This window comes from Pseudomonas sp. WS 5411 (assembly GCF_012985595.1).
GTDB classification, from domain to species: Bacteria; Pseudomonadota; Gammaproteobacteria; order Pseudomonadales; family Pseudomonadaceae; genus Aquipseudomonas; species Aquipseudomonas shahriarae.
The window spans coordinates 153,927-173,324 of record NZ_JAARMC010000011.1 but is presented as its reverse complement, the minus strand read 5'-3'; the positions used below and the strand labels follow the sequence as shown (position 1 = coordinate 173,324).

Below are 19,398 nucleotides of genomic sequence, written 5' to 3'. Positions count from 1 at the left end.
ATCCATGGCCGTGTCGCGGCTACCCCGGCATCCATGCCGGGGTGCCCACTGCGCAATACCTGCCTGCGGCCATCGTGGTTTAACGGGGCGCCTGAGATCAAGATCAAAAGCCAGATCAAAAGCAGAGCAACAGCAAAGCCGGGGCGCGAAGCTGCATTCCCCCCTGTGGGAGCTGGCTTGCCTGCGATGGCGGTGTATCAGTCGATAAATGTATTGGCTGATACACCGCCATCGCAGGCAAGCCAGCTCCCACAGGTATATGCGTACATCTCGACGATCAGGTCGGCTGTCAGGCCGCCTCGCTTTGCTTTTGATCTGAGGCGCCCCGTTAAACCACGCTGGCCGTCATCCGATATTGATTTGGGGGGTAACCCGGCAGGACGCCGGGTTAGCCGCGCTGGGCCATGGATGGCCCATCGCGGCGGCCCCCCAAATCAATGTCGGATGACGGGCACACCGAGCCTGGGCGAGGTGCCGAGTGGTGGGGCAAGAGCCCTTTTGGTTACTTTTGGGGCTCTTTTCCAAAAGTGACCCGCCGTAAGGGCGGAACCCTAAGTGGCCGTGACCGCAGCAACGGATATGTACTCCACCGCCCCCACTCCAAAAAAACTGAGTTACATCTGGAAGCACTCTATATCCAGGATTATTGGCACTTAGTTTTACGCTGAAGGCCTATCAACCCTATGAACCCAAGTCTCTGGAGGCTATGAATGAATACCCGTGGATTGCTTGATCAGTTGCTCAAGTCCGGCCAGGACATGCTGCAAAACAAAGCTGGCGGTCAACGCAAAGGCGATGACAAAGGTGCCTTGGGCGGCCTGCTCGGCGGTGGCGGGCTCGGCAGCCTGCTCGGTGGCGCAGGTGGCGGGGCATTGGCCGCCGGGGCCATGGGCCTGCTATTGGGCAACAAAAAGGCCCGCAACTTTGGCGGTAAAGCCCTCACCTATGGTGGTCTTGCCGCATTAGGCGTGATTGCCTACAAGGCCTACGGCAACTGGCAGGCACAACAGGCCGGCGCGCCCAAAGGCGAACCGCAGACCCTCGACCGCCTGCCGCCGGCCCAGGTCGAACTGCATAGCCAGGCCATCCTCAAGGCCCTGGTGGCCGCCGCCAAGGCCGACGGCCATGTGGACGAGCGCGAGCGTGCGTTGATCGAAGGCGAATTCGTCAAGCTGGACAACGACCAGGAACTGCAACGCTGGCTGCATGCCGAACTCAACAAACCCCTGGATCCCACCGATGTCGCCCGCGCTGCCAGCACCCCGGAAATGGCCGCCGAAATGTACATCGCCAGCGTCATGCTGGTGGACGAGGAGAACTTCATGGAGAAGTCCTACCTCGACGAATTGGCCCGCCAGCTGAAGCTGGAGCCGGGCCTCAAGATCGAACTGGAAAAACAGGTACGCCAAGCCACGCTCTGACCCGCCCCGTACAGAAAACCACCCCGTCACCGTCCAGGTTGCGGGGTGTTTTTATATTTCGTGAGACTTGGCCCACAACCCATTGATAAATGATGGCACGGCCTCAGCTATACTCCTCGGCATTTGATCGGCCTTCGAGGAATTACTGTGAAGAACTGGACCTTGCGCCAACGCATCTTGGCGAGCTTTGCGGTGATTATCGCCATCATGCTGCTGATGGTTGTGGTCTCGTATTCACGGTTGCTGAAGATCGAAGCGAGCGAAAACGTGGTACGCGACGATGCCGTACCGGGGGTGTTTTTCAGCTCGATGATCCGTAGCGCCTGGGTCGACAGCTACCTGCAGACCCAGGAGTTGATCGGGTTGCGCGAGCACCTGGGCATTTCCGACGCGGATAAGCAGGATTACAAGGCGTTCGAGGCGCGGCTGGAGCAGCATATGGCCAGTTACGCCAAGACGATCAATATCGACCAGGATCGTACCGAGTTCGACACCTTTGAAGCCCTGCACCTGAAGTACAACCAAGTACTTGCCCACGTCCTGGAGCTGCATGCGGCCAACAAGGAAGCCGAAGCGGTCAAAATGTTCGACGAGCAATTGACCCCGGCCTGGACCGCAGGGCGCATGAAGCTCAATGACATCATCAACGAGAACAAAACAGTCGCGGACAACGCCACCGCGGCCATTGATGATGCTGTGGCTGCCGCGAAAATCAGTATGGGCGTGTCGCTGCTCCTGGCGATCCTCGCCGCCGGCCTGTGCGGGCTGCTGCTGATGCGCGCGATCATGGCGCCGATGAAGCGCATCGTCGATATCCTCGAAACCATGCGCACCGGCGATCTGAGCAAGCGCCTGAACCTGGACCGCAAGGACGAGTTCGGTGCAGTGGAAACCGGCTTCAATGACATGATGACCGAGCTGACCGCCCTGGTATCCCAGGCCCAGCGTTCGTCGGTGCAGGTCACCACCTCGGTGACCGAGATTGCCGCCACCTCCAAGCAGCAACAGGCCACGGCTACCGAAACGGCCGCTACTACCACCGAAATCGGCGCCACCTCGCGGGAAATTGCTGCCACGTCCAAGGACCTGGTGCGCACCATGACCGAAGTGTCTACCGCCGCCGACCAGGCCTCGGTGGCCGCCGGTTCCGGCCAGCAAGGCCTGGCCCGAATGGAAGAAACCATGCACTCGGTGATGGGTGCCGCCGATCTGGTCAACGCCAAGCTGGCGATCCTCAACGAGAAGGCCGGCAACATCAACCAGGTGGTCGTGACCATCGTCAAGGTAGCCGACCAGACCAACCTGCTGTCCCTCAACGCCGCCATCGAGGCCGAAAAGGCCGGTGAGTACGGGCGCGGCTTTGCCGTGGTCGCCACCGAAGTACGGCGTCTGGCCGACCAGACCGCCGTGGCCACCTACGATATCGAGCAGATGGTGCGCGAGATCCAATCGGCGGTATCGGCCGGCGTGATGGGCATGGACAAGTTCTCCGAAGAGGTCCGTCGCGGGATGTTCGAGGTGCAGCAGGTCGGCGAGCAACTGTCGCAGATCATCCATCAGGTCCAGGCCCTGGCGCCGCGGGTGCTGATGGTCAACGAGGGCATGCAGGCCCAGGCCACGGGGGCCGAGCAGATCAACCATGCCTTGGTGCAATTGGGCGATGCCAGCAGCCAGACCGTGGAGTCCCTGCGCCAGGCCAGTTTTGCCATTGATGAACTGAGCCAGGTTGCGGTGGGTCTGCGCAGCGGCGTGTCGCGTTTTAAAGTCTGATGAGCGATCCAGCGGCGAAACGCGGCGCGGTGACGGCAGCCAAAAAAGCCTTGTTCCTGGTGTTTCATATCGGCAGCGAGCGCTACGCCCTCAAGGCCACGGAAGTGGCCGAGGTGCTGCCGCGCCTGCCGCTCAAACCGATCGCCCATGCGCCGGTGTGGGTCGCCGGGATCTTTGCCCATCGCGGCAACATGGTGCCGGTGATCGACCTCAGCGCCCTGACCTTTGGTACATCGGCCCAGGCCCGCACCAGTACGCGTCTGGTATTGGTCAACTATCGGCCAGAAACCTGGCTGGAGCCTCGCTGGCTGGGGCTGATCCTCGAACAGGCCACTGACACCCTGCGCTGCGACCCGGCGGACTTCCAGCCATACGGCCTGGACAATCGCCAGGCGCCCTACCTGGGGCCGGTGCGCGAAGACGAGCGGGGGCTGATGCAGTGGATCGGCGTCGCCGACCTGCTGACCCCCGAGGTCTGCGCTTTGCTGTTTGCCCCCGACCTGACCGTTGGGGAGGCGTGATGAGCAATGATCAACGCTTCTTCGACTTCCTCAAGGAACGCATCGGCCTGGATGTCGCCTCGGTGGGCGAAGCCATCATCGAGCGCGCCGTGCGCCAGCGCAGCCAGGCGTTGCAGGGGCTGAGTGCCGATCAGTACTGGCAACGCCTGCAAACCAGCAGCGAGGAACAACAGGCGCTGATCGAAGCGGTCATCGTTCCCGAAACCTGGTTTTTCCGTTATCCCGAATCCTTTGCCACCCTGGCGCGGCTGGCGGTGACACGGCTCGGCGAAATCAAGCATATGCGCGCCCTGCGCATTCTCAGCCTGCCGTGTTCCACCGGCGAGGAACCCTATTCCATCGCCATGGCCCTGCTCGATGCGGGCCTTTCGCCCCACCAGTTCAAGGTGCAAGGCATGGACGTCAGCCCATTGTCGGTGGAGCGGGCGCGGCGCGGGGTGTATGGCAAGAACTCCTTCCGTGGCCAGGACCTCGAGTTTCGTGAGCGGCATTTCAGCGCCGAGAGCGACGGCTATCGCGTCGCCGACCGGGTGCGTGAGCAAGTGCGCCTGCAAGTGGGCAACCTGCTGGACCCGCAGTTGCTGGCCAATGAGCCGACTTATGACTTTGTGTTCTGCCGCAACCTGCTGATCTACTTCGACCAGCCGACCCAGAAGCAGGTCTTTGAAGTGCTCAAGGGCCTGACCCATGTCGACGGCGTGCTGTTTATCGGCCCGGCCGAAGGCAGCCTGCTGGGACGCCTGGGCATGCGCTCGATTGGTGTGCCGCAGTCGTTTGCCTTCAGTCGCCACGCCGAAGCCGCGCCGCCTGAGCCGGTCTTTACCCCCATGCCGGCGCCGCTGCCGCAACGCAGCGCAGCGCCGATTGCGAGTAAACCGCGAGCATTCAGTGCATTCGTAGCGCCGGTGGCGCCGATCAAGCCTGCGCCAGTGCATTCGGATGCTGCCGATCTGCTCGGGCAGATCGCAACCCTGGCCAATGAAGGCAAGAGCCTTGAGGCCCGTGCTGCCTGTGAGCTGTACCTGCAAACTCATCCGCCGGCGGCTCAGGTGTTTTACTGGCTGGGCCTGCTCAGCGATGTGGCGGGTAGCGCCCTGGAAGCCCAGGGGTATTATCGAAAAGCCTTGTACCTGGAACCCCAGCATCCGCAGGCCTTGATGCACCTGGCCGCACTGCTGGAATCCCAGGGCGATACGGCGGGGGCGCGGCGCTTGCAAGCCCGTGCTGCCCGTAGCGAGCGAGCCGCTGACAGTGAGCGTAAACGATGAGTAGCTCCGCATCCCCGGACACCGGCCTGAACCTGACGGTCGCCGATACCCAGGCCATTGACGATTGCTGGAACCGCATCGGGATCCACGGCGATAAATCCTGCCCGTTGCTGGCCGAGCATATCCACTGCCGCAATTGTGCGGTGTATTCGGCAGCGGCCACCCGCCTGCTGGATCGCTATGCATTGCAGCAAGAGGACCGTCACCCTGGCGCTGCGACACAGGCGGACGACGAGGTGGCCACCCGGTCCTTGCTGATGTTCCGCCTGGGCGAGGAATGGCTGGGCATCGCCACCCGCTGCCTGGTGGAAGTGGCGCCCCTGCAGCCGATCCATTCCTTGCCCCACCAGCGCTCGCGGGCCTTGCTCGGGGTCGCCAATGTGCGCGGTGCGCTGGTGGCCTGCCTGTCTCTGGTGGAGTTGCTCGGGCTCGACAGCAGCGGCGGCGGCGCCAGTGGCGGGCGGATCATGCCGCGCATGCTGATCATCGCCGCGCAGGATGGCCCGGTAGTGGTGCCGGTGGATGAAGTGGATGGCATCCATGCCATTGATGAGCGCACCCTGAAAGCCGCGTCTGCCTCCGGCACCCAGGCCAGTGCGCGCTACACCCAGGGTGTGTTGCCGTTCAAGGGCCGGAGCCTGCGCTGGCTGGACGAGACGCAACTGCTGTCTGCCGTGACCCGGAGCCTGTCATGACCCCCGACCAGATGCGCGACGCCTCGCTGCTGGAACTGTTCAGCCTGGAAGCCGATGCCCAGACCCAGGTCCTGAGTGCCGGCCTGCTGGCCCTGGAACGCAACCCGACCCAGGCCGACCAACTTGAGGCGTGCATGCGTGCGGCGCATTCGCTCAAAGGCGCGGCGCGGATTGTCGGGGTCGATGCTGGCGTCAGCGTGGCTCACGTGATGGAAGACTGCCTGGTCAGCGCCCAGGAAAGCCGGCTGTTTCTGCAACCCGAACATATCGACGCGTTGTTGCAGGGCACCGACCTGCTGATGCGCATCGCCACACCGGGTAACACCGTGGGCCCGGCCGATATCCAGGCGTATGTGGCGCTGATGGAACGCTTGCTGGACCCGTCGCAACCCATGGCCCAGGTGGTTGCACCGCCGCCCGTGGCTGCGCCGCTCGCGCAGCCGCTGCCGTCCCTTGAAGAATCGCTGCTATTGCCCCCGGAGCCGGAGGCCTCGCCGCCGGTCAGCAGTGATGCGCCGCGCCACAACAAACGTATGACCGAAGGCGGCGAGCGGGTGTTGCGGGTCACCGCCGAGCGCTTGAACAGCCTGTTGGACCTGTCCAGCAAATCCCTGGTGGAAACCCAGCGGCTCAAGCCTTACCTGTCCAGCCTGCAACGCCTCAAGCGCATCCAAAGCAATAGCGCCCGGGCCCTGGACAACCTGGATGGCCAGCTCAAGACCGTCGACCTGAACCTCGAAGCCCAGGAAGCCCTGGCCGATGCCCGCCGCCTGTTGAGCGAAGCGCAGTTGCTGCTGGCGGAAAAGACCGCCGAACTGGATGAGTTCGGCTGGCAGGCCGGGCAGCGCGCCCAGGTGTTGTATGACACCGCGCTGGCGTGCCGCATGCGCCCGTTTGCCGATGTGCTGGCGGGACAGGCGCGCATGGTGCGCGACCTGGGCCGCAGCCTGGGCAAGCAGGTGCGCCTGGAAATCGAAGGCGAGAAAACTCAGGTTGACCGTGATGTCCTGGAAAAACTCGAAGCGCCGCTGACCCATTTGTTGCGCAATGCCGTCGATCACGGCATTGAGATGCCTGAGCAGCGCCTGCTGGCGGGCAAGCCGGCCGAAGGCCTGATCCGCCTGCGTGCCTCGCACCAGGCTGGCCTGTTGGTACTGGAATTGAGTGATGACGGTAACGGCGTGGACCTTGCGCGCCTGCGCGACAGTATTGTCGAGCGCAATCTGTCGCCACTGGAAACCGCCTTGCGCCTGAGCGAAGAGGAATTGCTGACCTTCCTGTTCCTGCCGGGTTTCAGCCTGCGCGACAAGGTGACCGAAGTCTCCGGGCGCGGTGTCGGCCTGGATGCGGTGCAACACATGGTCCGCCAATTGCGCGGTGCGGTGGTGCTGGAGCAGACGGCAGGGCAGGGCAGCCGCTTCCATCTGGAAGTGCCACTGACCTTGTCGGTGGTGCGTAGCCTGGTGGTGGAGGTTGGCGAAGAAGCCTACGCCTTCCCCCTGGCCCATATCGAGCGCATGTGCGACCTGGAACCCGACGAAATCGTGCAACTGGAAGGCCGCCAGCATTTCTGGCACGAAGGCCGGCATGTCGGCCTGGTCGCGGCCAGCCAGTTGTTGCAGCGCCCGCCCGGGCAGACCAGCCAGGATACCCTCAAGGTCGTGGTAATCCGCGAGCGCGATGCGGTGTACGGGATTGCCGTAGAGCGTTTTATCGGCGAGCGCACCCTGGTGGTGCTGCCGCTGGACGATCGCCTGGGCAAGGTGCAGGACATTTCTGCCGGTGCGCTGCTGGATGACGGCTCGGTGGTGTTGATCGTCGATGTCGAAGACATGCTGCGCTCGGTGGACAAGCTGCTCAACACCGGCCGCCTGGAACGCATTGCCCGCCGCGCGCAGCAAACCGTCGAGGCCGCGCGCAAGCGCATCCTGGTGGTGGATGACTCGCTTACCGTGCGTGAACTGCAGCGCAAGCTATTACTTAATCGTGGATATGAGGTGGCGGTCGCCGTTGATGGCATGGATGGCTGGAATGCTCTGCGTTCCGAAGACTTCGACCTGCTGATTACTGACATTGATATGCCACGCATGGACGGTATCGAATTGGTCACACTTTTACGCCGTGACACTCGCCTGCAGTCGCTGCCGGTGATGGTGGTGTCCTACAAGGATCGTGAAGAAGACCGGCGGCGCGGCCTGGATGCCGGCGCCGACTATTACCTGGCCAAGGCCAGTTTCCATGATGACGCCCTGCTCGATGCGGTGGTGGAACTGATTGGAGGCGCCCGGGCATGAAGATCGCCATCGTCAATGACATGCCCCTGGCGGTCGAGGCCTTGCGCCGGGCCTTGAGCTTCGAACCGGCCCATCAAGTAGTGTGGGTTGCCACCAATGGCCTGGAAGCGGTGCAGCGCTGTGCCGAGCTGACCCCGGACCTGATCCTGATGGACCTGATCATGCCGGTGATGGATGGCGTTGAGGCCACCCGGCAGATCATGGCCGAGACGCCATGCGCTATCGTTATCGTTACCGTGGATCGCCAGCAGAATGTCAGCCGCGTGTTTGAAGCCATGGGCCATGGTGCCCTGGATGTGGTGGACACCCCGGCATTGGGGGTTGGCGATGCCAAGGAGGCGGCCGCGCCCCTGTTGCGCAAGATCCTTAATATTGGCTGGCTGATCGGCCAGCGCGGCAGCCGGGTGCGGGCCGAACCTGTGCATCCGCGGGCGACGGGCAAGCGCCAGAGCCTGGTCGCGATCGGTTCTTCGGCGGGCGGCCCGGCGGCGCTGGAAACCCTGCTCAAGGGCTTGCCTCGGGACTTTGCGGCAGCCATTGTGCTGGTGCAGCATGTGGACCAGGTATTCGCCGCCGGCATGGCCGAGTGGCTGAGCAGCGCCTCGGGCCTGCCGGTGCGCCTGGCTCGCGAAGGTGAGCCACCGCAAAGCGGCGTGGTATTGCTGGCCGGCACCAATCATCATATCCGGCTGCTGAAAAACGGCACGTTGGCCTACACGGCGGAACCCGTGAACGAGATTTATCGGCCGTCCATCGACGTGTTTTTCGAGAGCGTCGCCAGCCATTGGAACGGCGATGCCGTCGGCGTATTACTGACCGGCATGGGACGCGACGGAGCCCAGGGACTCAAATTGATGCGTCAGCAGGGCTATCTGACCATCGCTCAGGATCAGCAGAGCTGTGCGGTTTACGGCATGCCCAAAGCGGCGGCGGCGATTGATGCCGCTGTTGAGATTCGCCCGTTGGACAGAATTGCGCCACGATTGCTGGAGGTATTCGCAAAATGACCGATATAACTCGCTGTCCTGGCCTGCACGTAGTAATTCAGGTGACCGCAAATGAATGATTTACAGCTCGACGACTTCAAGACCGACGAGAACGCCGCCATGGTGTTGCTGGTGGACGACCAGGCGATGATCGGCGAAGCCGTGCGACGCGGTCTGGCCCATGAGGAGAATATCGACTTCCACTTCTGTGCCGACCCCCACCAGGCCATCTCCCAGGCGATCCGCATCAAGCCGACGGTGATTCTCCAGGACCTGGTCATGCCCGGGCTGGACGGCCTGACCCTGGTGCGCGAATACCGCAACCACCCGGCGACGCAGAACATCCCGATCATCGTGCTCTCGACCAAGGAAGACCCGCTGATCAAGAGCGCCGCGTTTGCCGCCGGGGCCAATGATTACCTGGTGAAACTGCCGGACAATATCGAACTGGTGGCGCGTATCCGCTACCACTCGCGCTCCTACATGACCCTGTTGCAGCGGGATGCGGCCTACCGTGCATTGCGGGTCAGCCAGCAACAACTGCTGGACACCAACCTGGTGCTGCAGCGGTTGATGAACTCCGACGGTTTGACCGGGCTGTCCAACCGCCGGCATTTCGACGAATACCTGGAGCTGGAATGGCGACGCGCCATGCGGGACCAGACCCAGTTGTCGTTGTTGATGATCGACGTGGACTTCTTCAAGACCTACAACGACAGCTTTGGCCACCTGGAAGGAGACGAGGCGCTGCGTAAGGTGGCGGCGAGCATCCGTGACGCCAGCAGCCGTCCTTCGGACCTGCCGGCGCGCTACGGGGGCGAGGAGTTTGCCCTGGTGTTGCCGAACACCTCGCCGGGCGGTGCGCGGTTGGTGGCGGAGAAACTGCGCCAGGCTGTTGCCGCGTTGAAAATCCCGCATATCGCACCCTCTGAAGGGGCGAGCCTGACCATCAGCATTGGCCTGGCGACCATGACGCCGCTGCTGGGGACTGATTGCCGGCAATTGATCTCGGCGGCGGACAAGGGGTTGTATCTGGCCAAGCATAATGGGCGCAACCAGGTGGGGATCGAATAGCCTGCAGGACACCGCCAACCCAATGTGGGAGCCCGCTCCCACCTTTGATCGTTATCGGCCTGTAGATATCACACAAACCCGGCCTTTTCGGCCAAGCGGACTGCCGTTTCCAGCCTTTTGCCGTTATACTCGCCGGCTTTCAAAAGTTCGCCAACGAGTGCTGCCCGCCATGGAAATCAACCCGATCCTGAACACCATCAAGGACCTGTCCGAGCGCTCCGAAACTATTCGGGGGTATCTTTGACTACGATCAAAAGCATGAGCGTCTGACCGAAGTCAATCGCGAGCTTGAAGATCCGGCTGTCTGGAACAAACCTGAATACGCCCAGGAACTGGGCCGCGAGCGCGCTGCGCTGGCGCAGATCGTCGACACCCTCGACGAGTTGAACACCGGTCTGGGCGATTGCCGCGACCTGCTGGACATGGCCGTCGAAGAAAACGACGAAGGCGCAGTGGGCGATGTCGTCGCCGAGCTGGCCCGTCTCGAGGAAAACCTCGCCAAGCTTGAATTCCGCCGCATGTTCAGCCACGAAATGGACCCGAACAACGCCTATCTGGATATCCAGGCCGGTTCCGGTGGCACCGAAGCCCAGGACTGGGCCAACATCCTGCTGCGCATGTACCTGCGCTGGGCTGACAAACGCGGTTTCGAAGCGACCATCATGGAGCTGTCCGCCGGTGAAGTCGCCGGTATCAAGGGCGCGACCGTGCATATCAAGGGTGAATACGCCTTTGGCTGGCTGCGGACCGAGATCGGCGTACACCGCCTGGTGCGCAAGAGCCCGTTCGACTCCGGCAACCGTCGGCACACTTCGTTCTCCGCCGTTTTCGTCTCCCCAGAGATCGACGACAAGGTGGAAATCGAGATCAACCCGGCCGACCTGCGGATCGACACCTACCGTTCCTCCGGTGCCGGCGGTCAGCACGTAAACACCACTGACTCGGCTGTACGTATCACTCACGTACCGACCAACACCGTGGTCAGCTGCCAGAACGAACGTTCCCAGCACGCCAACAAGGACACCGCCATGAAAATGCTGCGGGCCAAGTTGTACGAGCAGGAAATGCAGAAGCGCAACGCCGCTTCCCAGGCGCTGGAAGACACCAAGTCGGATATCGGCTGGGGTCACCAGATCCGTTCGTATGTGCTTGATGCTTCGCGGATCAAGGATCTGCGCACTAACATCGAACGCAGCGACTGCGACAAGGTACTCGACGGCGATATCGACGAATACCTGGAAGCGAGCCTGAAGTCCGGCCTGTAACACCCTCTGTGGGAGCGGGCTTGCCCGCGATCCCCAGGCCGAAGGCCTGGGGGCAACGAACCTGTGATGGAAAATTTAAAGACATGAGCGACCAACAACTCGACCAGGCCCTGCAACAGGAAGAAAACTCCCTGATCGCCCTGCGCAAGGAAAAGCTTGCTGCCGAGCGCGCCAAGGGCAATGCCTTCCCCAACGACTTCCGCCGCGAAAACTACTGCGATGCCTTGCAGAAGCAGTACGCGGACAAGACCAAGGAAGAGCTGGCTGAAGCGGCGATCCCGGTCAAGGTGGCAGGTCGCATCATGCTCAACCGTGGCTCGTTCATGGTGATCCAGGACATGACCGGGCGCATCCAGGTCTACGTCAACCGCAAGACCCTCCCGGAAGAAACCCTGGCCTCGGTGAAAACCTGGGACATGGGCGACATCATTGCCGCCGAAGGCACCCTGGCCCGTTCCGGCAAGGGCGACCTGTACGTCGAAATGACCAACGTGCGCCTGCTGACCAAGTCGCTGCGCCCGCTGCCGGACAAGCACCACGGCCTGACCGACACCGAGCAGCGCTATCGCCAGCGCTATGTTGACCTGATCGTCAACGAAGAAGTGCGCCAGACCTTCCGCGTGCGTTCGCAAGTAATCGCGCACATCCGCAGCTTCCTGATGGCGCGTGACTTCCTCGAAGTCGAGACGCCGATGCTGCAGACCATCCCGGGCGGCGCCGCAGCCAAGCCGTTCGAAACCCACCACAATGCCCTGGACCTGGAAATGTTCCTGCGTATCGCGCCGGAGCTGTACCTCAAGCGCCTGGTGGTGGGTGGTTTTGAGAAGGTGTTCGAGATCAACCGCAACTTCCGTAACGAAGGTGTCTCGACCCGTCACAACCCGGAATTCACCATGTTGGAGTTCTACCAGGCCTACGCCGACTACGAAGACAACATGGACCTGACCGAAGAACTGTTCCGCGAGCTGGCGCAACTGGTCCTGGGCAGCACCGACGTGCCTTACGGCGACAAGGTGTTCCATTTCGGCGAGCCGTTCGTGCGCCTGTCGGTGTTCGACTCGATCCTCAAGTACAACCCTGAGTTGACCGCTGACGACCTGAACGACATCGACAAGGCTCGCGCCATCGCCAAGAAAGCCGGGGCCAAGGTCCTGGGCTTCGAAGGCCTGGGCAAGCTGCAGGTGATGATTTTCGAAGAGCTGGTGGAGCACAAGCTGGAGCAGCCGCACTTCATCACCCAGTACCCGTTCGAAGTGTCGCCGCTGGCCCGTCGCAACGACGACAACCCGAACGTCACCGACCGTTTCGAGCTGTTTATCGGTGGTCGCGAAATCGCCAACGCCTACTCCGAGCTTAACGACGCGGAAGACCAGGCCGAGCGTTTCATGGCCCAGGTGGCCGACAAGGACGCCGGTGACGACGAAGCCATGCACTACGACGCCGACTTCGTGCGCGCGCTGGAGTACGGCATGCCGCCAACGGCCGGTGAGGGTATCGGTATCGACCGTCTGGTGATGTTGCTCACCAACTCACCGTCGATCCGCGATGTCATCTTGTTCCCGCATATGCGGCCGCAAGCGTAACCGCAGCAAATCATCAAGCCGCCTTTTATAAGGCGGCTTTTTTGTGGGGCCTGAACTAACGTCAAGCAAACGGCGCCAGGCTTCTGTTGATAGGAGAGGACGATCTTTCGTGAAGCGCGTAATGGCTCAAGAAGGCGCCGCTGGCATTGCTGCCGCCGTGGCTGAAAGTGTTCAGTACCAAGGGCGCAAGGCCAGTCGCCAGGGCAGCGAGCAGCGTCGGCAAGACATCCTCGATGCGGCGATGCGCATTGTCGTGCGCGACGGCGTGCGCGCCGTGCGCCATCGGGCGGTAGCGGCGGAGGCCGGTGTGCCGTTGTCGGCCACCACCTACTACTTCAAGGACATCGACGACCTGCTCACCGACACCTTTGCCCAGTACGTGGAGCGCAGTGCGGCGTTCATGGGTAAGTTGTGGGTGCGCAATGAGGGCTTGCTGCGCGAGATGGTGGCTTATGGTGATGGCAGCGCCGAGTCGCGCTCGCAACTGGCCGATGATATTGCGCGGCTGACCGCCGATTACGTCCTGCGCCAACTGCTTAACCGTCGCGAGTACCTGATGGCCGAGCAGGCGTTTCGCCAGGAGGCCTTGTTGAACCCGCGCCTGGCCGACCTGGTGCGCTCCCATCAGCAGATTCTGTTGCAGGGCACTTGCCAGTTTTTCCAGGTATTGGGCTCCCGCGAACCCCAGCAAGATGCCAAAGTGTTGACGGCGATTATCAGTCGGATGGAATATCAGGGCCTGCTGTTCGAGCCCGAGGCCCTGACTGGCGAAGAAATGCTCGAGATTCTCAAGCGTTACATGCACCTGGTACTGGCCTCGGTCTAGTCGTGTGGGAGCCGGGCCCCCCCAAAACAGCTGTGGAGTGATGGATGAAAACCTGGCGTGTGGTTGTGACCGCGATGGTGTTGCTGCTCCTGAGCGGCTGCCTGGTGACCTTCAAGGAGCCCCTGCCGGCCAGCGAGGCCGCACCCGACGCGCTGCTGGGCAAGTGGGCCAGCAGGAACGCCTGGGGCGAACCGCTCGACCTGCAGATCAGTCGCGCTGGACAGCATCGCTACAAGGCGGTGAGCACTTCGCAAACCAAACCGGTCAAGCGCGACGAATATTTGTTCAGCGTGTCCCGCCACGGCAACCGCTGGTACCTGTCGGCGCCGCTGCCGGACAAGCTGGGTGGGCATTTTATCCTCGCCGGCTTTGAATTGAATGAGGCTCGCGAACTGGTGGTCTACAACCTCGACCCCGAGGCAATCAACCAGGCCATCGCGCAGAAAATCCTGATTGGCAGTCACGTGGAAACTGTCGAAGGTGACGGCATATTGATCGACAGCCCCATGAGCCAGATCCTGGCTTACCTGGATGATCCGGCCAACGCCGATGTGTTTGTCGAAGCCGTACGCTATAAGCGTGTGGGCAAATAACGTTTAAAGAGGGAGCACCGGGTGGACGATTACCAGCAGACGATACGCACCTTGTCCGATCGCATTGTGCTGGCGCAGACACCGATTCGCGTCCTCGACGCCGTGAAGTGGGACGACAACATTCGCAAGGGCTTCCTCCAGGGCAAGGGCAAGCACATGCCGGCCGTGGACCGCGACTATTACCTGAACCGGCCACTGTCGTTCGATTCCAGCAAGGTGAAGCTGGAGTTCCAGAACATCGAGCGCGATATCACCCGCCAACTGGGCCAGTTCAACCCGGTCGGGCAGATCATGCGGCGCATGTGCAAGGAGTACCGCATGGTGGTGCGCATGCTCGAAGCCCGTGGCACCGAGGATTTCGGCCTGATTTCCCAGGAGCTTTACGGCGCCGCCTCCGATGCATTCCATGCCGGCGACCCGACCCTGGCCGACCTGGGCCTGATGCTTTCCGACTACCTGAATAACATCGACGGCCGTGGCGACCTCAAGGACGAAGCCAAGACCCTGACCGCCAAGGACGCTGTGGGCCTGCTGCAAAGCCGCCTGAACAAAGTATTTGGCGAAGCCGAAGAAACCATTCGCGTGTTTGAGTCCGACGGCATCGTTGCCGACGCGGCGGCGGGCGCCGACTACATCAAGATTCGCGCCGATGCGATGTTCAACGAGCGCGATGTGCGGGCCCTGGAAGTGCACGAAGGGCTGGTCCATGTGGGCACCACCCTCAATGGCCAGAACCAGCCGATCTGCACCTTCCTGTCCAAGGGCCCACCGTCGTCGACCGTGACCCAGGAAGGCCTGGCAATCTTGATGGAGATCATCACCTTTGCCTCTTACCCCAGCCGCCTGCGCAAGCTGACCAACCGCACCCGCGCGATCCATATGGTGGAAGAGGGCGCCGATTTCCTGCAGGTGTTCGAGTTCTTCCGCGAGCAAGGCTTTGAAATGGCCGAGAGCTACGGCAATGCCAGCCGGGTGTTCCGCGGCTCGACGCCGACGGGGCTGCCGTTTACCAAGGATCTGTCGTACCTCAAGGGCTTTATCATGGTCTACAACTATATCCAGCTGGCCGTGCGCAAGGGCAAGCTGGAGCAGGTGCCTCTGTTGTTCTGCGGCAAGACCACCCTGGAAGACATGCGTACTTTGCGCCAGTTGGTGGACGAAGGCCTGGTGGTGCCGCCCAAATACCTGCCGGATCAGTTCCGTGACATGAACGCGCTGTCGGCATGGATGTGCTTCTCCAACTTCCTCAACCACCTGAGCCTGGACCGGATCGAGGCGGATTACTCCAATATCCTCTGACCAAACCCCATCAACTGTGGGAGCAGGCAAGCCCGCGATCGCGGTCTGTCAGCCACCGGTGGAGTAACTGACAGCCAGCTTCCACAGTTAGTCTTCATTGATTATCAGGGTTGTGTCCCCACCCATTTGCGAGGTTTCAACGGATGAGACTCCTCGGCATTCTATGCCTGCTCCTCACCCTCAATGGCTGCAGCTCGCTGCTGTTCTACCCCGAGCCCGGCCTGCCGTTCAGTCCACAGCAGGCGCGCCTGGAATACCGTGACGTCACCCTGATCACCGCCGATGGCCTGAAGTTGCGGGCCTGGTGGCTGCCAGCCAAGGCGGGCGTGCCGCTCAAGGGCACGGTGCTGCACCTGCACGGTAATGGGGGCAACCTCTCCGGGCACCTGGGCGGCAGTTGGTGGTTGCCGGCCCAGGGCTATCAAGTGCTGATGCTGGACTATCGCGGCTATGGCGTGTCAGAAGGCAAACCTTCGTTGCCGGCCATTTACCAGGATCTGGATGCCGCCTTCCAGTGGCTCGACCAGGCCCCTGAAACCCAAGGGCAGCCGCTGGTGGTCCTCGGCCAGAGCCTGGGCGGGGCGTTGGCCGTGCATTACCTGGCCGCGCACCCCGAGCGACAGCCCCGGCTCAAGGCGCTGGTGCTCGATGGCGTGCCTGCCAGTTATCGTGATGTAGGGCAATTCGCCCTGAGCACTTCCTGGCTAACATGGCCGTTCCAGGTGCCGTTGTCGTGGCTGGTGCCAGACGCCGACAGTGCGATCCATGGCATGCCACAGCTGACTGGCGTGCCGAAACTGCTGTTCCATAGCCTGGATGATCCGATCGTGCCGCTTTCCAACGGCATCCGTCTGTATCAAGCTGCGCCGCCGCCAAGGGTGTTGCAACTGACCCGGGGTGGGCATGTGCAGACCTTTGCCGACAAGACCTGGCAAACCGTAATGCTGCGCTATCTTGACGATCCGCAGCATTTCAACGGTTTGCGCCGCCTGGGGGAAATTCCCAATTATCCGGCGGCTGCCAATCCTAAAACCGAATCATCAGAGAGCCCGCAATGAGCGAAGAACGCAACATGATCCCCCTGATCCTCACCGGCATCGGCACCATCATCGGTACCGTTGGCTGCCTGTGGTACTACGGCTACCTGCACTTCGCCAAGCCTGAGGATGCGTTGCTGCTCAGCGACTACACCATGCTCAAGACCGTGCCCGGCGAGGACTACAAAGTTTCCCTGACCCCGGCCCCCCAAGTGGCGCAATGCGTCGACGGTGTGCTGGTGCTGTTCGATACCGAGCAAAAGGGGCTGACGGGCGTGCTGGTGAACAGCAAGAAGCAGGCGGTGCGTTGCATGGGCCAGGAAACCCCGCAACTGCAGGAGTGAGCCTGCCGGTAGTTTTTGGAACCATATTCCGTATGACACCACTGATTGGGTCGTCAGCAGCGCTGACGAGTAACCCTTAATTACGTGGAGTATCACTATGAGTATTAATGGAGTAGGCGGTGGTGGCAGCGGGTTCGGTAACTTCGGCAGCGCCGGCATGGGGGATTCCGGCAATATGGTTGGCAAGGGCGTCGAAGGCGGTCAGCAGCAGGGCGGTATGGACCCTGAAGCGCTGAAGAAACTCCTGGCGCAACTGTTGGGCGGTGCGGGAGGTGCAGGCGGCTCCCAGGGCAGTGGCGGCAGTGGCGGTGGTAACGAGGAAGAGGACCCGCTGCGCAAGCAGATGAGTGGCGATCAGCAGCAAGGCATGCAGATGCCTCAAGAGAACAACAGCCAAATCAATTTCGGCTGATCCGCAGAGTCTGCCCGCAGTTCTTATGCAAAAAAGCCCTGCCTGGAACACAGGCAGGGCTTTCAGACCAGTAGCTGTCAGTCGGTTATTGAACCGAAGAACGTGGCTTGACCGGCTGGTTGTCGTTGGAGATGGTCACTTCAACGCGGCGGTTCATGGCACGGCCCGAAACGCTGGCGTTATCGGCAACCGGGTATGCCTTGCCGTAGCCAGCAGTCACGATGCGGCTTGGGTTAACACCCATCTTGATCAGTGCAACCTGCACCGAAGTAGCGCGGCGCTCGGACAAGGTCTGGTTGTAGGCATCGCTGCCGGTGCTGTCGGTGTAGCCTTCGATAATGACTTTACGATCCGGGTTTTCCTGGAGGAATTGCGCCAGTTTGTTGATGTTCACCAGGCCGCTGGATTTCAGATCAGCCTTGCTGGTAGCGAACAGCACATCACCAAAGGTCACCAGGGTCCCGCGTTCAGTCTGCTTGGCGTTCAAGCTGCTTTGCAGTTGCTTGATCTGCGCGTCACGGGCTTCGAGCAGGGCGCGGGCACGTTGGTCGCCAGCGTTTTTCAGCTTGGCTTCGGACTCGCGCAGGGCGATGGTGTCCTTGGCCACTTCAACGCGCTGGTTGGTCAGGTAGGCCAGTTGGTCGACCTTCTTCTCGTCTTCCTTGTCGCGGTACGCCTTGTCAGCCTTGTCCAGCCATTCGCTGGCGTCCTTGGTTTCCAGGGCGGCGATTTTGGTCGCTTGCGGGTTGGCTTGCAGGGCCGAGAAGTTGGTCCGTGCGTTTTCCAGGTTCGCGTTAGGCGGGGTGGAGCAAGCCGCCAGTGCAACGCTCATCGCCAGCAGGGCAGGGATCATCAATTGTTTACGCATAGTGGTTTCGTCCTTTCAATTCGATTTCGGGTGCGATGCAAACAATGGCGGTGCTTACTTCTGCTGGATCACAGCAGGGCGCATGCCTTCGTTACGCAGCTCCTCAATAGCCTTCTGAGAATCCTTCAGCGCCAGATCGGCCTTGGCAGCCTGGGCCTTGCGCTCTGCCACGCGAGCGTCCCACTCAGCCTGCTCGGCCAGACGACGGGCTTCGTCGTATTTCTTGTCATGCATGGCCAGCTCGGCTTGCTTGAGCTTGTCCTGTGCAGCTTTCATTTCCACGGCAGCGTATTCGGTACCACCAGCGCTTACAGCGCTGTTCACGGCCGATTGGGTCACTGCGTACTGTTCGGTCGGCGGGTTGCCGGCGCAGCCCGCGAGGACGAAGCTGGTGCCGATTGCCAACGCGGCCAATTTGAGCCCGCGCAGGTGGTTAAACGAGGATTTGGCAGTGCTGGTCTTCATCGTCTTCAACTCCATTAGATAACTCCTGAAAAACATCAAATCCATCTACGGTGTTCAGCGTCTGCGTTTGGCGGTGAAGCTCAGTGTGCCTTTTCAAACGCCTGTTCCAAGTGATGGCTTACTGGCTGTGACCCGAGGCTTTTTTGAATAGTTCAGCCAAAGATGGCGATTTGCCCGAAAAAAAATCTGAACAAATCTGACTGAGGGGTCAGCGATAAAAAATCGGAACTTTTGCCACCTGCAGCGGTATGCCGGGCCTATGAAAGGCCCGGTACGCTGGGGGATGGTTTTTATCAGCGAATGTGGATCAGTGTTTCTGATCGTCAGGCGTGGCTGACATATCGTGCAAGTAGCGCCGTGACAGCGACAGGAAACGCGGCGTGGGGCCGACGTCTTCATACAACGGGTCACCCTCTTCATCGGTGGCAACCACATGCTGGCCCCGGATATACGGAAAGCTGGCTTCCAGCTCTTCCAGGGCGGCGCCGATCAGCTCGCCGAGCAATTCCTCGGTGCTGCGCTTGGGGTACATCTCGCGGATGGCCGCTAGCCGGGCAGCGGCCTCTACATCCAGGTGGATGGCATATTCGGTCTTGGTCAGGCGACCCTTGGCGGTTTCTTCCCATTGCTGGGCCAGTTCTCGGATTTTCATGGCAACCTCAGTGATGCCCGGGGTA

19 protein-coding genes are annotated in these 19,398 nt (G+C 61.4%); 16 read left to right on the top strand and 3 right to left on the bottom strand.

Going from position 1 to position 19,398, the window contains the following annotated elements:
• Positions 1-710: 710 nt before the first annotated feature.
• From HBR93_RS17010 to HBR93_RS16935, 16 genes are all read left to right on the top strand, one after another.
• Positions 711-1,421, top strand: coding sequence for a tellurite resistance TerB family protein (locus tag HBR93_RS17010; protein WP_057958665.1), 711 nt, complete (start codon positions 711-713; stop codon positions 1,419-1,421).
• A gap of 147 nt (positions 1,422-1,568) precedes the next feature.
• On the top strand, positions 1,569-3,191 hold the full coding sequence (locus tag HBR93_RS17005; protein WP_169960732.1) for a methyl-accepting chemotaxis protein: 1,623 nt from the start codon (positions 1,569-1,571) through the stop codon (positions 3,189-3,191).
• Positions 3,191-3,712 carry a chemotaxis protein CheW gene (locus tag HBR93_RS17000; RefSeq protein ID WP_057441807.1) on the top strand — a complete coding sequence of 174 codons (522 nt, stop codon included), beginning with the start codon at positions 3,191-3,193 and terminating at the stop codon, positions 3,710-3,712. Before HBR93_RS17005 ends, HBR93_RS17000 begins: the two co-directional genes overlap by 1 nt.
• Positions 3,712-4,980 (top strand): protein-glutamate O-methyltransferase CheR, encoded by a 1,269-nt coding sequence (locus HBR93_RS16995; RefSeq protein WP_169960731.1) that lies wholly within the window; start codon positions 3,712-3,714, stop codon positions 4,978-4,980. Before HBR93_RS17000 ends, HBR93_RS16995 begins: the two co-directional genes overlap by 1 nt.
• The gene (locus tag HBR93_RS16990; RefSeq protein ID WP_057445119.1) at positions 4,977-5,675 is read left to right on the top strand and encodes a chemotaxis protein CheW; all 699 of its coding nucleotides are present in this window, start codon (positions 4,977-4,979) and stop codon (positions 5,673-5,675) included. The genes HBR93_RS16995 and HBR93_RS16990 overlap by 4 nt, the downstream gene beginning before the upstream one ends.
• Complete coding sequence (locus HBR93_RS16985) at positions 5,672-7,969, top strand: hybrid sensor histidine kinase/response regulator (protein ID WP_169960730.1); 2,298 nt, start codon at positions 5,672-5,674, stop codon at positions 7,967-7,969. Before HBR93_RS16990 ends, HBR93_RS16985 begins: the two co-directional genes overlap by 4 nt.
• Complete coding sequence (locus HBR93_RS16980) at positions 7,966-8,976, top strand: chemotaxis response regulator protein-glutamate methylesterase (protein WP_169960729.1); 1,011 nt, start codon at positions 7,966-7,968, stop codon at positions 8,974-8,976. Before HBR93_RS16985 ends, HBR93_RS16980 begins: the two co-directional genes overlap by 4 nt.
• A gap of 51 nt (positions 8,977-9,027) precedes the next feature.
• The gene (locus HBR93_RS16975; protein WP_057441800.1) at positions 9,028-10,029 is read left to right on the top strand and encodes a diguanylate cyclase; all 1,002 of its coding nucleotides are present in this window, start codon (positions 9,028-9,030) and stop codon (positions 10,027-10,029) included.
• 169 nt (positions 10,030-10,198) lie between these two features.
• Positions 10,199-11,294, top strand: a protein-coding gene (gene prfB, locus HBR93_RS16970; protein WP_115127508.1) for a peptide chain release factor 2 whose coding sequence is annotated in 2 segments (ribosomal slippage) — positions 10,199-10,270 and positions 10,272-11,294 — 1,095 coding nt in all. Because the reading frame shifts where the segments join, the coding sequence is not laid out codon by codon here.
• An 83-nt stretch (positions 11,295-11,377) separates the two neighbouring features.
• Positions 11,378-12,877, top strand: a complete 1,500-nt coding sequence (gene lysS / locus HBR93_RS16965) for a lysine--tRNA ligase (RefSeq protein WP_057441798.1) — start codon at positions 11,378-11,380, stop codon at positions 12,875-12,877.
• A 109-nt stretch (positions 12,878-12,986) separates the two neighbouring features.
• Positions 12,987-13,703 (top strand): TetR family transcriptional regulator, encoded by a 717-nt coding sequence (locus tag HBR93_RS16960; protein WP_081044192.1) that lies wholly within the window; start codon positions 12,987-12,989, stop codon positions 13,701-13,703.
• A 44-nt stretch (positions 13,704-13,747) separates the two neighbouring features.
• A complete protein-coding gene (locus HBR93_RS16955; RefSeq protein WP_169960728.1) occupies positions 13,748-14,296 on the top strand; it encodes a hypothetical protein in 549 nt (182 codons plus the stop codon).
• Between the two features lie 21 nt (positions 14,297-14,317).
• Positions 14,318-15,595 carry a flavohemoglobin expression-modulating QEGLA motif protein gene (locus HBR93_RS16950; protein ID WP_057441794.1) on the top strand — a complete coding sequence of 426 codons (1,278 nt, stop codon included), beginning with the start codon at positions 14,318-14,320 and terminating at the stop codon, positions 15,593-15,595.
• Between the two features lie 143 nt (positions 15,596-15,738).
• Positions 15,739-16,653 carry an alpha/beta hydrolase gene (locus HBR93_RS16945; RefSeq protein ID WP_169960727.1) on the top strand — a complete coding sequence of 305 codons (915 nt, stop codon included), beginning with the start codon at positions 15,739-15,741 and terminating at the stop codon, positions 16,651-16,653.
• Positions 16,650-16,976: a hypothetical protein gene (locus tag HBR93_RS16940; RefSeq protein ID WP_057441790.1), complete on the top strand. Its 327-nt coding sequence runs from the start codon at positions 16,650-16,652 to the stop codon at positions 16,974-16,976. The genes HBR93_RS16945 and HBR93_RS16940 overlap by 4 nt, the downstream gene beginning before the upstream one ends.
• Positions 16,977-17,073: 97 nt before the next feature.
• Entirely contained in the window at positions 17,074-17,388 is a 315-nt protein-coding gene (locus HBR93_RS16935) for a hypothetical protein (protein ID WP_057445117.1), read from the top strand.
• An 85-nt stretch (positions 17,389-17,473) separates the two neighbouring features.
• On the opposite strand, the gene HBR93_RS16930 is transcribed toward HBR93_RS16935, so the two are convergent.
• From HBR93_RS16930 to HBR93_RS16920, 3 genes are all read right to left on the bottom strand, one after another.
• On the bottom strand, positions 17,474-18,256 hold the full coding sequence (locus HBR93_RS16930; RefSeq protein WP_057441786.1) for an OmpA family protein: 783 nt from the start codon (positions 18,254-18,256) through the stop codon (positions 17,474-17,476).
• A gap of 54 nt (positions 18,257-18,310) precedes the next feature.
• Positions 18,311-18,736 (bottom strand): DUF4398 domain-containing protein, encoded by a 426-nt coding sequence (locus HBR93_RS16925; RefSeq protein WP_057441784.1) that lies wholly within the window; start codon positions 18,734-18,736, stop codon positions 18,311-18,313.
• A gap of 292 nt (positions 18,737-19,028) precedes the next feature.
• Positions 19,029-19,373, bottom strand: coding sequence for a hypothetical protein (locus HBR93_RS16920; protein ID WP_057441782.1), 345 nt, complete (start codon positions 19,371-19,373; stop codon positions 19,029-19,031).
• Between the last annotated feature and the right edge of the window lie 25 nt (positions 19,374-19,398).

Excerpts from the sequence above, each read along its gene's own strand:
- HBR93_RS17010 (WP_057958665.1), top strand. The coding sequence starts at position 711 with ATGAATACCCGTGGATTGCTTGATCAGTTGCTCAAGTCCGGCCAGGAC.
- HBR93_RS17000 (WP_057441807.1), top strand. The coding sequence starts at position 3,191 with ATGAGCGATCCAGCGGCGAAACGCGGCGCGGTGACGGCAGCCAAAAAA.
- HBR93_RS16995 (WP_169960731.1), top strand. The coding sequence starts at position 3,712 with ATGAGCAATGATCAACGCTTCTTCGACTTCCTCAAGGAACGCATCGGC.
- HBR93_RS16990 (WP_057445119.1), top strand. The coding sequence starts at position 4,977 with ATGAGTAGCTCCGCATCCCCGGACACCGGCCTGAACCTGACGGTCGCC.
- HBR93_RS16985 (WP_169960730.1), top strand. The coding sequence starts at position 5,672 with ATGACCCCCGACCAGATGCGCGACGCCTCGCTGCTGGAACTGTTCAGC.
- HBR93_RS16980 (WP_169960729.1), top strand. The coding sequence starts at position 7,966 with ATGAAGATCGCCATCGTCAATGACATGCCCCTGGCGGTCGAGGCCTTG.
- HBR93_RS16975 (WP_057441800.1), top strand. The coding sequence starts at position 9,028 with ATGAATGATTTACAGCTCGACGACTTCAAGACCGACGAGAACGCCGCC.
- lysS (WP_057441798.1), top strand. The coding sequence starts at position 11,378 with ATGAGCGACCAACAACTCGACCAGGCCCTGCAACAGGAAGAAAACTCC.
- HBR93_RS16955 (WP_169960728.1), top strand. The coding sequence starts at position 13,748 with ATGAAAACCTGGCGTGTGGTTGTGACCGCGATGGTGTTGCTGCTCCTG.
- HBR93_RS16945 (WP_169960727.1), top strand. The coding sequence starts at position 15,739 with ATGAGACTCCTCGGCATTCTATGCCTGCTCCTCACCCTCAATGGCTGC.
- HBR93_RS16940 (WP_057441790.1), top strand. The coding sequence starts at position 16,650 with ATGAGCGAAGAACGCAACATGATCCCCCTGATCCTCACCGGCATCGGC.
- HBR93_RS16935 (WP_057445117.1), top strand. The coding sequence starts at position 17,074 with ATGAGTATTAATGGAGTAGGCGGTGGTGGCAGCGGGTTCGGTAACTTC.
- HBR93_RS16930 (WP_057441786.1), bottom strand. The coding sequence starts at position 18,256 with ATGCGTAAACAATTGATGATCCCTGCCCTGCTGGCGATGAGCGTTGCA.
- HBR93_RS16925 (WP_057441784.1), bottom strand. The coding sequence starts at position 18,736 with ATGGAGTTGAAGACGATGAAGACCAGCACTGCCAAATCCTCGTTTAAC.
- HBR93_RS16920 (WP_057441782.1), bottom strand. The coding sequence starts at position 19,373 with ATGAAAATCCGAGAACTGGCCCAGCAATGGGAAGAAACCGCCAAGGGT.